Origin of the sequence: Bacteroides sp. AF39-16AC (assembly GCF_003602735.1) — a bacterium.
GTDB lineage: Bacteria > Bacteroidota > Bacteroidia > Bacteroidales > Bacteroidaceae > Bacteroides > Bacteroides uniformis.
Map to the genome: position 1 here is coordinate 1 of NZ_QTLN01000040.1, position 15,200 is coordinate 15,200.

Annotated in this window: 12 protein-coding genes; 6 read left to right on the forward strand and 6 right to left on the reverse strand. The window is 49.1% G+C overall.

Annotated features, from left to right (window positions below; genetic code table 11):
- The first annotated feature begins 246 nt into the window (after positions 1–246).
- The 5 genes from metA (DW039_RS19690) to DW039_RS19670 are packed head-to-tail and all read left to right on the forward strand — an operon-like array spanning position 247 to position 4,881.
- On the forward strand, positions 247–1,164 hold the full coding sequence (metA, locus tag DW039_RS19690) for a homoserine O-succinyltransferase (protein ID WP_005828529.1): 918 nt from the start codon (positions 247–249) through the stop codon (positions 1,162–1,164).
- 18 nt (positions 1,165–1,182) lie between these two features.
- Positions 1,183–3,048: a U32 family peptidase gene (locus tag DW039_RS19685; RefSeq protein WP_117589692.1), complete on the forward strand. Its 1,866-nt coding sequence runs from the start codon at positions 1,183–1,185 to the stop codon at positions 3,046–3,048.
- Between the two features lie 41 nt (positions 3,049–3,089).
- Positions 3,090–4,145 (forward strand): hypothetical protein, encoded by a 1,056-nt coding sequence (locus DW039_RS19680; RefSeq protein WP_005828525.1) that lies wholly within the window; start codon positions 3,090–3,092, stop codon positions 4,143–4,145.
- A gap of 48 nt (positions 4,146–4,193) precedes the next feature.
- Positions 4,194–4,481, forward strand: coding sequence for a hypothetical protein (locus tag DW039_RS19675; RefSeq protein ID WP_057087050.1), 288 nt, complete (start codon positions 4,194–4,196; stop codon positions 4,479–4,481).
- A gap of 37 nt (positions 4,482–4,518) precedes the next feature.
- On the forward strand, positions 4,519–4,881 hold the full coding sequence (locus DW039_RS19670) for a type II toxin-antitoxin system VapC family toxin (RefSeq protein WP_044468412.1): 363 nt from the start codon (positions 4,519–4,521) through the stop codon (positions 4,879–4,881).
- A 112-nt stretch (positions 4,882–4,993) separates the two neighbouring features.
- Here the strand turns inward: DW039_RS19670 and DW039_RS19665 are convergent, their stop codons facing one another.
- Complete coding sequence (locus DW039_RS19665) at positions 4,994–7,450, reverse strand: TonB-dependent receptor (protein ID WP_120382274.1); 2,457 nt, start codon at positions 7,448–7,450, stop codon at positions 4,994–4,996.
- 300 nt (positions 7,451–7,750) lie between these two features.
- On the opposite strand from DW039_RS19665, the gene DW039_RS19660 reads away from it, so the two are divergent.
- Positions 7,751–10,207, forward strand: coding sequence for a TonB-dependent receptor (locus DW039_RS19660; RefSeq protein WP_120382274.1), 2,457 nt, complete (start codon positions 7,751–7,753; stop codon positions 10,205–10,207).
- A gap of 112 nt (positions 10,208–10,319) precedes the next feature.
- Here the strand turns inward: DW039_RS19660 and DW039_RS19655 are convergent, their stop codons facing one another.
- From DW039_RS19655 to metA (DW039_RS19635), 5 genes are read right to left on the reverse strand one after another with little or no spacing between them, the layout of a single operon-like run.
- On the reverse strand, positions 10,320–10,682 hold the full coding sequence (locus DW039_RS19655) for a type II toxin-antitoxin system VapC family toxin (protein WP_044468412.1): 363 nt from the start codon (positions 10,680–10,682) through the stop codon (positions 10,320–10,322).
- Positions 10,683–10,719: 37 nt separating this feature from the next.
- Positions 10,720–11,007: a hypothetical protein gene (locus DW039_RS19650; protein WP_057087050.1), complete on the reverse strand. Its 288-nt coding sequence runs from the start codon at positions 11,005–11,007 to the stop codon at positions 10,720–10,722.
- A gap of 48 nt (positions 11,008–11,055) precedes the next feature.
- Positions 11,056–12,111 carry a hypothetical protein gene (locus tag DW039_RS19645; protein ID WP_005828525.1) on the reverse strand — a complete coding sequence of 352 codons (1,056 nt, stop codon included), beginning with the start codon at positions 12,109–12,111 and terminating at the stop codon, positions 11,056–11,058.
- A 41-nt stretch (positions 12,112–12,152) separates the two neighbouring features.
- Positions 12,153–14,018, reverse strand: a complete 1,866-nt coding sequence (locus DW039_RS19640) for a U32 family peptidase (RefSeq protein WP_117589692.1) — start codon at positions 14,016–14,018, stop codon at positions 12,153–12,155.
- Positions 14,019–14,036: 18 nt separating this feature from the next.
- Positions 14,037–14,954: a homoserine O-succinyltransferase gene (gene metA, locus DW039_RS19635; RefSeq protein WP_005828529.1), complete on the reverse strand. Its 918-nt coding sequence runs from the start codon at positions 14,952–14,954 to the stop codon at positions 14,037–14,039.
- Positions 14,955–15,200 lie beyond the last annotated feature (246 nt).

Below are 15,200 nucleotides of genomic sequence, written 5' to 3' on the forward strand. Positions count from 1 at the left end.
AAGGATAATGCAGTAGATAACTAACTAAATCGTAACCTATTACTATCAAGAGCGATTAACCAACGCTCATTTCCAATAAATTACACTCTTTTCGTAACTTCATGGTACAAATGTAATTAAACGTGTTAAATGAAGAGGGATAAATCGATAAAACTTTTATAATTTATTTATCACACTCTGATTTTTTGCCTAACTTTACACGCTAAAATCGTAGACAGTAATAAGTTAAACCATAGATATAAACTCATGCCTTTAAATTTACCCGATAAACTACCCGCTATCGAGTTGCTGAAAGAGGAGAATATATTTGTCATTGACAATTCCCGGGCAACCCAGCAGGATATCCGTCCGCTGCGTATCGTGATTCTGAACTTGATGCCGCTAAAGATTACAACGGAAACGGACCTGGTGCGTCTGCTTTCCAATACTCCGCTTCAGGTGGAAATCTCGTTCATGAAGATAAAAAGCCATACTTCCAAGAACACTCCGATAGAACACATGAAAACATTCTATACGGATTTCGACAAGATGCGCGGTGAAAAGTACGATGGCATGATTATCACCGGTGCTCCGGTAGAGCAGATGGATTTTGAGGAGGTGACTTATTGGGATGAGATTACTGAAATCTTCGACTGGGCGCGTACGCATGTCACCTCTACGCTCTACATCTGCTGGGCGGCGCAGGCAGGGCTCTATCATCATTATGGAGTGCCGAAGTATGCACTGGATAAGAAGATGTTCGGTATCTTTGAACATCGTACCTTGCAACCGTTGCATCCCATTTTCCGTGGATTTGATGATATGTTCTATGTGCCGCATAGCCGCCACACGGAAGTGCGTCGGGAAGATATACAGAAGGTTCCGGAATTGACGCTGCTTTCCGAGTCGGAGGATGCTGGTGTATATATGGCGGTGGCCCGTGGAGGGCGTGAGTTCTTCGTGACCGGCCATTCGGAATACTCCCCGCTGACATTGGATACAGAGTATCGCCGTGACTTGAATAAGGGCCTGCCCATTGAGATACCCCGTAACTACTATGTGGACGATGACCCGGACAAAGGAGTGCTGGTGCGTTGGCGTGCCCATGCCAATCTGTTGTTCTCCAATTGGCTGAATTATTTTGTATATCAGGAGACGCCGTATAATATTAATGAAATAGGGTGAGTTACTCGTAACTAAACGATGATAAAGCAACGTAAAATAGAGCTGCTGGCTCCTGCCAAGAATTTGGAGTGTGGCATAGAAGCAGTGAATCATGGGGCAGATGCGGTATACATCGGTGCACCCAAGTTCGGTGCGCGTGCGGCTGCTGTCAACTCTTTGGAGGATATTGCCGCTTTGGTGGAGCATGCCCATCTGTATAATGCCCGTATCTATGTGACGGTCAATACCATTCTGAAAGAAGAAGAGCTGAAAGAGACGGAGAGGATGATTTGGGAGCTGTACCGCATCGGTGTGGATGCACTGATTGTACAGGATATGGGGATTACGCGGTTGAATTTGCCGCCCATTCCGTTGCATGGCAGTACGCAGATGGATAACCGTACGCCGGAGAAAGTACGTTTCCTTGCCGATGCCGGTTTCCGTCAGGTGGTGTTGGCACGCGAACTTTCTTTGCAGGAGATACGCGGTATCCATGAGGCGTGTCCCGACGTGCCGCTCGAAGTCTTTGTACACGGGGCTCTTTGCGTCAGTTATAGCGGGCAGTGCTATGTCAGCCAGGCTTGTTTCGGACGGAGTGCCAACCGGGGGGAATGTGCGCAATTCTGCCGTTTACCCTTCAGTCTGGTAGATGCCGATGGCAAGACCATTGTGCGTAATAAGCATCTGCTTTCTTTGAAGGACCTCAACCAAAGCGAGGTGTTGGAAGAACTGCTGGATGCCGGAGCCACTTCGCTGAAGATAGAAGGCCGCTTGAAGGATGTGACCTATGTGAAGAATGTGACGGCGGCTTACCGTAGGAAGCTCGATGCCATTTTTGCCCGTCGCAAGGAATATGCCCGTGCTTCTTCGGGCACCTGCCGTTTCGATTTCCAGCCACAGTTGGACAAGAGTTTCAGCCGCGGTTTCACCCATTATTTCCTGCAAGGAAGGGGAGGGGAGATCACTTCGTTCGATACGCCCAAATCTTTGGGAGAGGAGATGGGCACTTTGAAGGAACAGCGCGGGGGATATCTCACGGTGGCAGGCGTAAAGCCTTTCCACAACGGAGACGGTGTCTGTTTTCTTGATGAGCAGGGACGTTTGCAAGGTTTCCGCATCAACCGGGTGGATGGTAACAAACTCTATCCGGCAGGGGAAGTGCCTCGTATCAAACCCCGTACCCGACTTTATCGTAACTTCGACCAGGAGTTTGAACGTATTCTTACCCGCAAATCCTCCGAACGTAAAATCGGTGTTTGTTGGGAGTTGTCAGATACTTCTTTCGGGTTTAGCCTGACGGCTGCGGACGAGGATGATAACCGCGTGACGCTCTCTTTCCCTTATCCGAAAGAGTTGGCACGTACACCGCAGGTGGATAATCTGCGTAATCAGCTGGGTAAGTTGGGGAATACTCCTTTTGAGATAGCAGGATATTTGTCTGAAGATGCTTCGGGCATCAGGCTCAATCTTTCTGCTAACTGGTTCCTTCCTGCTTCTGCGGTGGCGGACTGGCGCCGGCAGGTGATAGATAAGCTGATTGCGGCTCGGCGTGTTACTTATCGTCGTGAGCTGGCTGTTTGGAAACCGACCAGCCATGCTTTCCCGGCTACTTCGCTGACCTATCTGGGTAATGTGATGAACGGTGCTGCCCGGAGTTTCTACCGTGAGCACGGGTTGTCGTCCATAGCACCTGCTTACGAGGCACAAGCGGTTCCGGATGCTGTACTCATGTTCTGCAAACATTGCCTGCGTTTCAGTATGGGATGGTGTCCCACCTATCAGAAAGGACATTCTCCCTATAGGGAACCTTATTATTTGGTTGGGACGGACGGCAAGTGTTTCCGCTTGTCGTTTGATTGCAAGAATTGCCAGATGAAAGTCATTGCTCATGAAGAGCCGCTTTAATGAAGGACGAAGAATGAGGAATTACTAATAAAGACTTGAAAATGAGGAGTGAGGAACGGGCACATAATGAAAGGCTGGCAAATGACCGGTACCGGGAAGCGGGCAGGGACAAACATCCTTTGCGTTCACTGCGTTCCCTCCTATTCTGCATTCTTTATTTTTCATGCTTCATTGCTTTAGTTTCCTGCCATTATTCCCGTCCTAATCTTGAAGATGAACATCTGTCTAAGGAGACGCGTGATTCGCTGGCCTATCTTTTTGAGCGGCATTATACTTGGAATACCAATCTGGAAGTGCTGGCAGATTCTGTGAATTTGGCTTGTCTGCCCGTGAAGGACTGCTATAATATGCTTTATCGGGGAGACCGCGTGGTGGTTGCCGAGTTCGCCATCCATCCTGCCGACAGTGTGGATAGTGTATGGGTGAAGCTTGCCCATTCGCAGGAAGTGCAGGGCTGGTTGCGGGAGTCCGAAATGATGCATGCCTTTGTTCCTACAGACAGCATTTCGCAGGCCATCTACTTGTTCAGTGATACCCATGCCTCTTATTTTATCATTATTTTTGCCTTGTTTGTGGCAGTCTGGCTGTTCAGGGCTTTTCGGCGCAAGCAGTTGAGGATGGTGTACTTTAATGATATAGACAGTCTCTATCCGTTGTTGCTATGTCTGCTGATGGCGTTCTGTGCCACTATTTACGAATCTATACAAGTGTTTGCGCCGGAGACGTGGCAACACTTCTATTTTAATCCTACCTTGTCGCCGTTCAAGGTACCGCTTGTGCTTTCTGCTTTTCTGATGGGTATCTGGCTGTTTATAGTGGTGTTGCTGGCGGTACTCGACGATTTGTTTCGCCAGTTAAGTCCGGCGGCGGCCGTATTCTATCTGTTGGGGCTGGCCTCCTGCTGCATCTTCTGTTATTTTTTCTTTATCCTGACTACATCTATCTACGTCGGATACTTGTTTTTGACCGCTTTTGTATGGGTATTCCTCAAAAGGCTTCGCATTTCGCTGCTGGCTTCACGCTATCGTTGCGGCAGATGCGGGCAGAAACTGAGGGAGAAGGGAGTCTGCCCACATTGCGGAGCTATCAATGAATAAAAAAGCTTTGTAACTTTGTAGTTGAACTTTTAAAAGGAGGAATTGATTATGAGTAGTTTGGAGTTGGAAGCCGGAAAATTGGAGTTGATTCGTGAGATAGTCAATATCAATAGCAGTACTGCATTGGAGAGCCTCAGAAAATATATGAAGGAGGTTTTGAATAAGAATAGTCATTCCATTCCGACAGCGGCAGATAGCAAATTGCTGACTAAGCGTATGCTTGCAAAGTATGCCGGTAGTTGGAAGGACAATCGTGATTCTGATGAAATCAATGATGATATATATGCATCACGCCTTTCTCGAAAAAAAGAAAACTTTAGCCCCTTTGACGAATGAAACGATATTTGCTTGATCTAATATTTGTGTTCACTTCATGCGTCAGAAATTTGGAGTAGACGAACATATTGAAAAGGTGGGCTGGGAACATTGTTGCATTTCGGAGGTTACGGTAGCAGAGTTGTTGTTCGGTGCAGAGCGAAGTAATAATGTGGAGAGAAACTTGCAGCTTGTTACTGATTTCTGCCAAGATATCAAGGTAATACCTTTGTCCTCGGCTTTATGTTGTTATGCCCGGAGTAAGGCTGCCTTATATAGTCAAGAAACTCCCATTGAGGATTTGGACTTATTTATAGGATGTACAGCGGTGGCTAACCAAATGATAATGGTTACTGAAAACAAGAAACATCTGGAAAGAATACCTAATATTGAAATTGAAAACTGGGTACATAGAGGATAACTTCTCCTCTGTCAGATAGAAACATAGAAACGGTCGTTCGGGTATGCAATGTGTAAGTACCCGAACGACCGTTTCTATTTTCCTTTACTTTCGGAGGGACAAAGCTCTCCAATCAGAACCTGCACCTCAACTCTATTCCCGCCTGCACAGGCCGTCCTTTCTGCATAAATCCGTTCCCCATACTCTCAAAATAGAACGAAGCATACTCTTTGTCCAGTGCATTGCGCACCCAGAAATCAATCTGCCCATGTCCTTTCTGGAAACTGATGCGTCCGTTCAGCGTGCCGTAGAAGGCTTGGCTTACGCTGTTCTCTTCGGTCCAGTAGATGCGTCCGGCACCGGTGTAGTTGGCATTCAGCTGGATGCGGTCCAGCCAGTGCCCCGGACGGATGCGGAAGATGTACTGACCGCCCACGTTCATGGTATGCTTGGGAACAAAGGGTACGTACTTGCCGTTGTAGCTGATTTCCTGAAGCTCCCCATTCACTTTCTCGTTGGTGATGTAATCCTTAAAGGTGGCATAGGTATAACCATAACTTGCATTCAGCGTGAAGTCCGTAGCAACGGCAGCCGTCAAGGCAACCTCTGCCCCCTGGCTGCGGCTTTTGCCGGCATTTGCCGTTTCGCGTCCCAGTCCGCTTGGGGCGAAGCGTGAAATCTGCTGGTCGCGGGTTTCCAGCCAGAAGATGGCGGCGTCGGCATGCAGACGTCCGTCCAGCAGATTCAAGTGTGTTCCTATTTCGTAGTTCCAGGTCTGTTCGGGCTTGTAGACGGTGGCGGATTTTGCATCCGGATTCTCTCCCGCATCGGGGAAGTATTTACCCACCAGCTCTTTGTAGGCATCCGGCACGTTGGGCATAATCGCCTCTTTGCTTTGCCGCATCATGTCATTCTTCAAACTGGATTGCAGCAGGTCGGAGAACATCTGCACATTGTAACCTCCCGAACGGTAACCTTTGCTGACCGTTGCATACACATTTCCTCTGTTTCGCGCAAAGTCATACTGCAAAGCAAACTTGGGCAACAGCTGAAGATAATCCTTATCAATGTTTCCTTGGTAGCGCGACTCTACTGTCAGTGCCGTCTCCGGCATCATCTCCATTTCGCGGATGACGACGTCGCCCCGCTTCATTTCTCCCTTGATGCCCACCTTGTAGTCCAGGCTGGTGCCGGAGTTGTAATCCATCTTCATACGCTCATAATCCAGGCGTAACCCGGCAGTGAACGACACTCCTTTCAGTCCGAATAAATCTCTGAAGGTAGATTGATGAAAGAGTGCCCCATTCAGCAGCGGAGTGTTGAAACTGCCCCCGATGGGCATGGTCCGGCTGCTGATGCCCAGTGAGGGCAGGATATTCATACTCATGGATGGTCCCATCTCTACTTGTATTTGCGATGGGATGACACTGCCCAACATCTGGTTCAGCATCCCCATTCCGGCTTCCCTGAAAGTGACGGGAGCTTCCGTATTCAGCCATTGGTAGAAGCCGAAGGCGCCGGTGGTCCATTGCCAGTGGCTGCCGCTTTTACTCTTCAAGATGATTTCCTCGCTCAGTGCGTGGGAGCGTTGTTTCTGTTGCAGGGTATAGATGTCGTTGGCGGTGAAGTCTTGGTCTATGTCCATGCAGTCCTTTAGAAACTGGTAGCCGGTGACCATGCTCAACGTGAAGTGCTGTGCCTGGTATTCCAGGTTCAGACCCGTGTTCAGCAGGTTGCGGTAGTAGTTGCTGCGGGCGTTATTGGAGATTTTTCCGATGTAGGGCTTCAGCGGCTCGCTCTGTGCTTCGGGGGCCAGGCTGCCTTGGTAGAAATACGGGTAGCCACCCTGGTCGCTGTATTCGTAGTTGATGTTTAGGTCCACCTTCCAGTTGTCCGAGGGGAGGTAGATGGCGCGGATGCGTCCGCCTGCCGATTGCCCCTTGTCCGCTTTCTCGTCCCTCACCGTGTTGCGGAAGAATCCTCCTTGATAATCGTAAAAACCTCCGGTGGAAAAGGCGAACCGTTCCGAAAGGCGGTGATAGTGGGTCAGCGAGGTATTATAGGCATTGTACGTACCTGCCCCCATGCGGAAGTCCGTCCCCTGGTAGGAGAAGGGCGATTTGGTGTGCACCTTAATCAATCCGCCCATGGCATTGCGCCCGTAGAGCGTGCCCTGCGGACCGCGTAGCACGTCGATGCGCTCTACGTCGGCATAGCTGAAGTCGAAGGCTGACTTGTCTATATAAGGTATATTGTCTACATAAAGTCCTACGGAGGGAGTATTGATGCGCGAGCCGATGCCGCGGATATAGACTGCCGAAGTCAGTCGCGAGCCGTAGTCGGGGATAAACATATTGGGCACTACGGATGTCAGATTCTTGATGGAGTTCACCTGTGCGTTCTGCATGTCCTGCTGCGAAAGCAGGGTGACGGCGGCGGGCTGCTCGCGCAGTTTCCGGTTTTCTTTGGGGGCGGCAATGACGGTTATTTCCTCTACATCCACCACTTTCAAGGTGTCTGCCTCTTCGGCAAGTACGTTGCCGGTTGCCAGGAGGCAGAAGATACCGGTCAAAATTCTATATCTATTCATAAACTGGTTTTTTAGCGCCTGCAAAGTAAAGGGATTCTTGCGGAAGGGACAATCCTCATTTATTAGGATTTCGTTCCTGGAGTGCTAATCTTAAATCGTTCCATCATGCGAAAAATATCGTTCCTCCGTGGGGTAAAAATCGTTCCACCATGGTGGAACGATTTTTACCCCACGGAGGAACGATATTTTTCGCATGATGGAACGATTTAAGATTAGCACTCCAGGAACGAAATCCTAATAAATGAGGATTGTCCCTTCCGCAAGAATCCCTTTACTTTGCAGGCGCTAAAAAACCAGTTTATGAATAGATATAGAATTTTGACCGGTATCTTCTGCCTCCTGGCAACCGGCAACGTACTTGCCGAAGAGGCAGACACCTTGAAAGTGGTGGATGTAGAGGAAATAACCGTCATTGCCGCCCCCAAAGAAAACCGGAAACTGCGCGAGCAGCCCGCCGCCGTCACCCTGCTTTCGCAGCAGGACATGCAGAACGCACAGGTGAACTCCATCAAGAATCTGACATCCGTAGTGCCCAATATGTTTATCCCCGACTACGGCTCGCGACTGACTTCGGCAGTCTATATCCGCGGCATCGGCTCGCGCATCAATACTCCCTCCGTAGGACTTTATGTAGACAATATACCTTATATAGACAAGTCAGCCTTCGACTTCAGCTATGCCGACGTAGAGCGCATCGACGTGCTACGCGGTCCGCAGGGCACGCTCTACGGGCGCAATGCCATGGGCGGATTGATTAAGGTGCACACCAAATCGCCCTTCTCCTACCAGGGGACGGACTTCCGCATGGGGGCAGGTACGTACAATGCCTATAATACCTCGCTGACCCACTATCACCGCCTTTCGGAACGGTTCGCCTTTTCCACCGGAGGTTTTTACGATTATCAAGGAGGATTCTTCCGCAACACGGTGAGGGACGAGAAAGCGGACAAGGGGCAATCGGCAGGCGGACGCATCCGCGCCATCTACCTCCCCTCGGACAACTGGAAGGTGGACCTAAACATCAACTACGAATACAGCGACCAGGGTGGCTACCCGTATTTCTACCAAGGCAGCCTGGCCCCCGAAGCACAGAGCGAGCCGCTGAAGCCCTACATCGGAAAAATCTCCAATAACGCCCGCAGCAACTACTACCGCAACCTGCTGAACACGGGTCTGAACCTGGAATACCAGGCACAGCACTTCACGTTGAGCATGGTCACCGGCTACCAGTTTCTAAAGGACTGCATGGACATAGACCAAGACTTCACCGCCAACGACATCTATACCCTGCAACAGAAACAACGCTCCCACGCACTGAGCGAGGAAATCATCTTGAAGAGTAAAAGCGGCAGCCACTGGCAATGGACCACCGGCGCCTTCGGCTTCTACCAATGGCTGAATACGGAAGCTCCCGTCACTTTCAGGGAAGCCGGAATGGGGATGCTGAACCAGATGTTGGGCAGTGTCATCCCATCGCAAATACAAGTAGAGATGGGACCATCCATGAGTATGAATATCCTGCCCTCACTGGGCATCAGCAGCCGGACCATGCCCATCGGGGGCAGTTTCAACACTCCGCTGCTGAATGGGGCACTCTTTCATCAATCTACCTTCAGAGATTTATTCGGACTGAAAGGAGTGTCGTTCACTGCCGGGTTACGCCTGGATTATGAGCGTATGAAGATGGATTACAACTCCGGCACCAGCCTGGACTACAAGGTGGGCATCAAGGGAGAAATGAAGCGGGGCGACGTCGTCATCCGCGAAATGGAGATGATGCCGGAGACGGCACTGACAGTAGAGTCGCGCTACCAAGGAAACATTGATAAGGATTATCTTCAGCTGTTGCCCAAGTTTGCTTTGCAGTATGACTTTGCGCGAAACAGAGGAAATGTGTATGCAACGGTCAGCAAAGGTTACCGTTCGGGAGGTTACAATGTGCAGATGTTCTCCGACCTGCTGCAATCCAGTTTGAAGAATGACATGATGCGGCAAAGCAAAGAGGCGATTATGCCCAACGTGCCGGATGCCTACAAAGAGCTGGTGGGTAAATACTTCCCCGATGCGGGAGAGAATCCGGATGCAAAATCCGCCACCGTCTACAAGCCCGAACAGACCTGGAACTACGAAATAGGAACACACTTGAATCTGCTGGACGGACGTCTGCATGCCGACGCCGCCATCTTCTGGCTGGAAACCCGCGACCAGCAGATTTCACGCTTCGCCCCAAGCGGACTGGGACGCGAAACGGCAAATGCCGGCAAAAGCCGCAGCCAGGGGGCAGAGGTTGCCTTGACGGCTGCCGTTGCTACGGACTTCACGCTGAATGCAAGTTATGGTTATACCTATGCCACCTTTAAGGATTACATCACCAACGAGAAAGTGAATGGGGAGCTTCAGGAAATCAGCTACAACGGCAAGTACGTACCCTTTGTTCCCAAGCATACCATGAACGTGGGCGGTCAGTACATCTTCCGCATCCGTCCGGGGCACTGGCTGGACCGCATCCAGCTGAATGCCAACTACACCGGTGCCGGACGCATCTACTGGACCGAAGAGAACAGCGTAAGCCAAGCCTTCTACGGCACGCTGAACGGACGCATCAGTTTCCAGAAAGGACATGGGCAGATTGATTTCTGGGTGCGCAATGCACTGGACAAAGAGTATGCTTCGTTCTATTTTGAGAGTATGGGGAACGGATTTATGCAGAAAGGACGGCCTGTGCAGGCGGGAATAGAGTTGAGGTGCAGGTTCTGATTGGAGAGCTTTGTCCCTCCGAAAGTAAAGGAAAATAGAAACGGTCGTTCGGGTACTTACACATTGCATACCCGAACGACCGTTTCTATGTTTCTATCTGACAGAGGAGAAGTTATCCTCTATGTACCCAGTTTTCAATTTCAATATTAGGTATTCTTTCCAGATGTTTCTTGTTTTCAGTAACCATTATCATTTGGTTAGCCACCGCTGTACATCCTATAAATAAGTCCAAATCCTCAATGGGAGTTTCTTGACTATATAAGGCAGCCTTACTCCGGGCATAACAACATAAAGCCGAGGACAAAGGTATTACCTTGATATCTTGGCAGAAATCAGTAACAAGCTGCAAGTTTCTCTCCACATTATTACTTCGCTCTGCACCGAACAACAACTCTGCTACCGTAACCTCCGAAATGCAACAATGTTCCCAGCCCACCTTTTCAATATGTTCGTCTACTCCAAATTTCTGACGCATGAAGTGAACACAAATATTAGATCAAGCAAATATCGTTTCATTCGTCAAAGGGGCTAAAGTTTTCTTTTTTTCGAGAAAGGCGTGATGCATATATATCATCATTGATTTCATCAGAATCACGATTGTCCTTCCAACTACCGGCATACTTTGCAAGCATACGCTTAGTCAGCAATTTGCTATCTGCCGCTGTCGGAATGGAATGACTATTCTTATTCAAAACCTCCTTCATATATTTTCTGAGGCTCTCCAATGCAGTACTGCTATTGATATTGACTATCTCACGAATCAACTCCAATTTTCCGGCTTCCAACTCCAAACTACTCATAATCAATTCCTCCTTTTAAAAGTTCAACTACAAAGTTACAAAGCTTTTTTATTCATTGATAGCTCCGCAATGTGGGCAGACTCCCTTCTCCCTCAGTTTCTGCCCGCATCTGCCGCAACGATAGCGTGAAGCCAGCAGCGAAATGCGAAGCCTTTTGAGGAATACCCATACAAAAGCGGTCAAAAACAAGTATCCGACGTAGATAGATGTAGTCAGGATAAAGAAAAAATAACAGAAGATGCAGCAGGAGGCCAGCCCCAACAGATAGAATACGGCCGCCGCCGGACTTAACTGGCGAAACAAATCGTCGAGTACCGCCAGCAACACCACTATAAACAGCCAGATACCCATCAGAAAAGCAGAAAGCACAAGCGGTACCTTGAACGGCGACAAGGTAGGATTAAAATAGAAGTGTTGCCACGTCTCCGGCGCAAACACTTGTATAGATTCGTAAATAGTGGCACAGAACGCCATCAGCAGACATAGCAACAACGGATAGAGACTGTCTATATCATTAAAGTACACCATCCTCAACTGCTTGCGCCGAAAAGCCCTGAACAGCCAGACTGCCACAAACAAGGCAAAAATAATGATAAAATAAGAGGCATGGGTATCACTGAACAAGTAGATGGCCTGCGAAATGCTGTCTGTAGGAACAAAGGCATGCATCATTTCGGACTCCCGCAACCAGCCCTGCACTTCCTGCGAATGGGCAAGCTTCACCCATACACTATCCACACTGTCGGCAGGATGGATGGCGAACTCGGCAACCACCACGCGGTCTCCCCGATAAAGCATATTATAGCAGTCCTTCACGGGCAGACAAGCCAAATTCACAGAATCTGCCAGCACTTCCAGATTGGTATTCCAAGTATAATGCCGCTCAAAAAGATAGGCCAGCGAATCACGCGTCTCCTTAGACAGATGTTCATCTTCAAGATTAGGACGGGAATAATGGCAGGAAACTAAAGCAATGAAGCATGAAAAATAAAGAATGCAGAATAGGAGGGAACGCAGTGAACGCAAAGGATGTTTGTCCCTGCCCGCTTCCCGGTACCGGTCATTTGCCAGCCTTTCATTATGTGCCCGTTCCTCACTCCTCATTTTCAAGTCTTTATTAGTAATTCCTCATTCTTCGTCCTTCATTAAAGCGGCTCTTCATGAGCAATGACTTTCATCTGGCAATTCTTGCAATCAAACGACAAGCGGAAACACTTGCCGTCCGTCCCAACCAAATAATAAGGTTCCCTATAGGGAGAATGTCCTTTCTGATAGGTGGGACACCATCCCATACTGAAACGCAGGCAATGTTTGCAGAACATGAGTACAGCATCCGGAACCGCTTGTGCCTCGTAAGCAGGTGCTATGGACGACAACCCGTGCTCACGGTAGAAACTCCGGGCAGCACCGTTCATCACATTACCCAGATAGGTCAGCGAAGTAGCCGGGAAAGCATGGCTGGTCGGTTTCCAAACAGCCAGCTCACGACGATAAGTAACACGCCGAGCCGCAATCAGCTTATCTATCACCTGCCGGCGCCAGTCCGCCACCGCAGAAGCAGGAAGGAACCAGTTAGCAGAAAGATTGAGCCTGATGCCCGAAGCATCTTCAGACAAATATCCTGCTATCTCAAAAGGAGTATTCCCCAACTTACCCAGCTGATTACGCAGATTATCCACCTGCGGTGTACGTGCCAACTCTTTCGGATAAGGGAAAGAGAGCGTCACGCGGTTATCATCCTCGTCCGCAGCCGTCAGGCTAAACCCGAAAGAAGTATCTGACAACTCCCAACAAACACCGATTTTACGTTCGGAGGATTTGCGGGTAAGAATACGTTCAAACTCCTGGTCGAAGTTACGATAAAGTCGGGTACGGGGTTTGATACGAGGCACTTCCCCTGCCGGATAGAGTTTGTTACCATCCACCCGGTTGATGCGGAAACCTTGCAAACGTCCCTGCTCATCAAGAAAACAGACACCGTCTCCGTTGTGGAAAGGCTTTACGCCTGCCACCGTGAGATATCCCCCGCGCTGTTCCTTCAAAGTGCCCATCTCCTCTCCCAAAGATTTGGGCGTATCGAACGAAGTGATCTCCCCTCCCCTTCCTTGCAGGAAATAATGGGTGAAACCGCGGCTGAAACTCTTGTCCAACTGTGGCTGGAAATCGAAACGGCAGGTGCCCGAAGAAGCACGGGCATATTCCTTGCGACGGGCAAAAATGGCATCGAGCTTCCTACGGTAAGCCGCCGTCACATTCTTCACATAGGTCACATCCTTCAAGCGGCCTTCTATCTTCAGCGAAGTGGCTCCGGCATCCAGCAGTTCTTCCAACACCTCGCTTTGGTTGAGGTCCTTCAAAGAAAGCAGATGCTTATTACGCACAATGGTCTTGCCATCGGCATCTACCAGACTGAAGGGTAAACGGCAGAATTGCGCACATTCCCCCCGGTTGGCACTCCGTCCGAAACAAGCCTGGCTGACATAGCACTGCCCGCTATAACTGACGCAAAGAGCCCCGTGTACAAAGACTTCGAGCGGCACGTCGGGACACGCCTCATGGATACCGCGTATCTCCTGCAAAGAAAGTTCGCGTGCCAACACCACCTGACGGAAACCGGCATCGGCAAGGAAACGTACTTTCTCCGGCGTACGGTTATCCATCTGCGTACTGCCATGCAACGGAATGGGCGGCAAATTCAACCGCGTAATCCCCATATCCTGTACAATCAGTGCATCCACACCGATGCGGTACAGCTCCCAAATCATCCTCTCCGTCTCTTTCAGCTCTTCTTCTTTCAGAATGGTATTGACCGTCACATAGATACGGGCATTATACAGATGGGCATGCTCCACCAAAGCGGCAATATCCTCCAAAGAGTTGACAGCAGCCGCACGCGCACCGAACTTGGGTGCACCGATGTATACCGCATCTGCCCCATGATTCACTGCTTCTATGCCACACTCCAAATTCTTGGCAGGAGCCAGCAGCTCTATTTTACGTTGCTTTATCATCGTTTAGTTACGAGTAACTCACCCTATTTCATTAATATTATACGGCGTCTCCTGATATACAAAATAATTCAGCCAATTGGAGAACAACAGATTGGCATGGGCACGCCAACGCACCAGCACTCCTTTGTCCGGGTCATCGTCCACATAGTAGTTACGGGGTATCTCAATGGGCAGGCCCTTATTCAAGTCACGGCGATACTCTGTATCCAATGTCAGCGGGGAGTATTCCGAATGGCCGGTCACGAAGAACTCACGCCCTCCACGGGCCACCGCCATATATACACCAGCATCCTCCGACTCGGAAAGCAGCGTCAATTCCGGAACCTTCTGTATATCTTCCCGACGCACTTCCGTGTGGCGGCTATGCGGCACATAGAACATATCATCAAATCCACGGAAAATGGGATGCAACGGTTGCAAGGTACGATGTTCAAAGATACCGAACATCTTCTTATCCAGTGCATACTTCGGCACTCCATAATGATGATAGAGCCCTGCCTGCGCCGCCCAGCAGATGTAGAGCGTAGAGGTGACATGCGTACGCGCCCAGTCGAAGATTTCAGTAATCTCATCCCAATAAGTCACCTCCTCAAAATCCATCTGCTCTACCGGAGCACCGGTGATAATCATGCCATCGTACTTTTCACCGCGCATCTTGTCGAAATCCGTATAGAATGTTTTCATGTGTTCTATCGGAGTGTTCTTGGAAGTATGGCTTTTTATCTTCATGAACGAGATTTCCACCTGAAGCGGAGTATTGGAAAGCAGACGCACCAGGTCCGTTTCCGTTGTAATCTTTAGCGGCATCAAGTTCAGAATCACGATACGCAGCGGACGGATATCCTGCTGGGTTGCCCGGGAATTGTCAATGACAAATATATTCTCCTCTTTCAGCAACTCGATAGCGGGTAGTTTATCGGGTAAATTTAAAGGCATGAGTTTATATCTATGGTTTAACTTATTACTGTCTACGATTTTAGCGTGTAAAGTTAGGCAAAAAATCAGAGTGTGATAAATAAATTATAAAAGTTTTATCGATTTATCCCTCTTCATTTAACACGTTTAATTACATTTGTACCATGAAGTTACGAAAAGAGTGTAATTTATTGGAAATGAGCGTTGGTTAATCGCTCTTGATAGTAATAGGTTACGATTTAGTTAGTTATCTACTGCATTATCCTT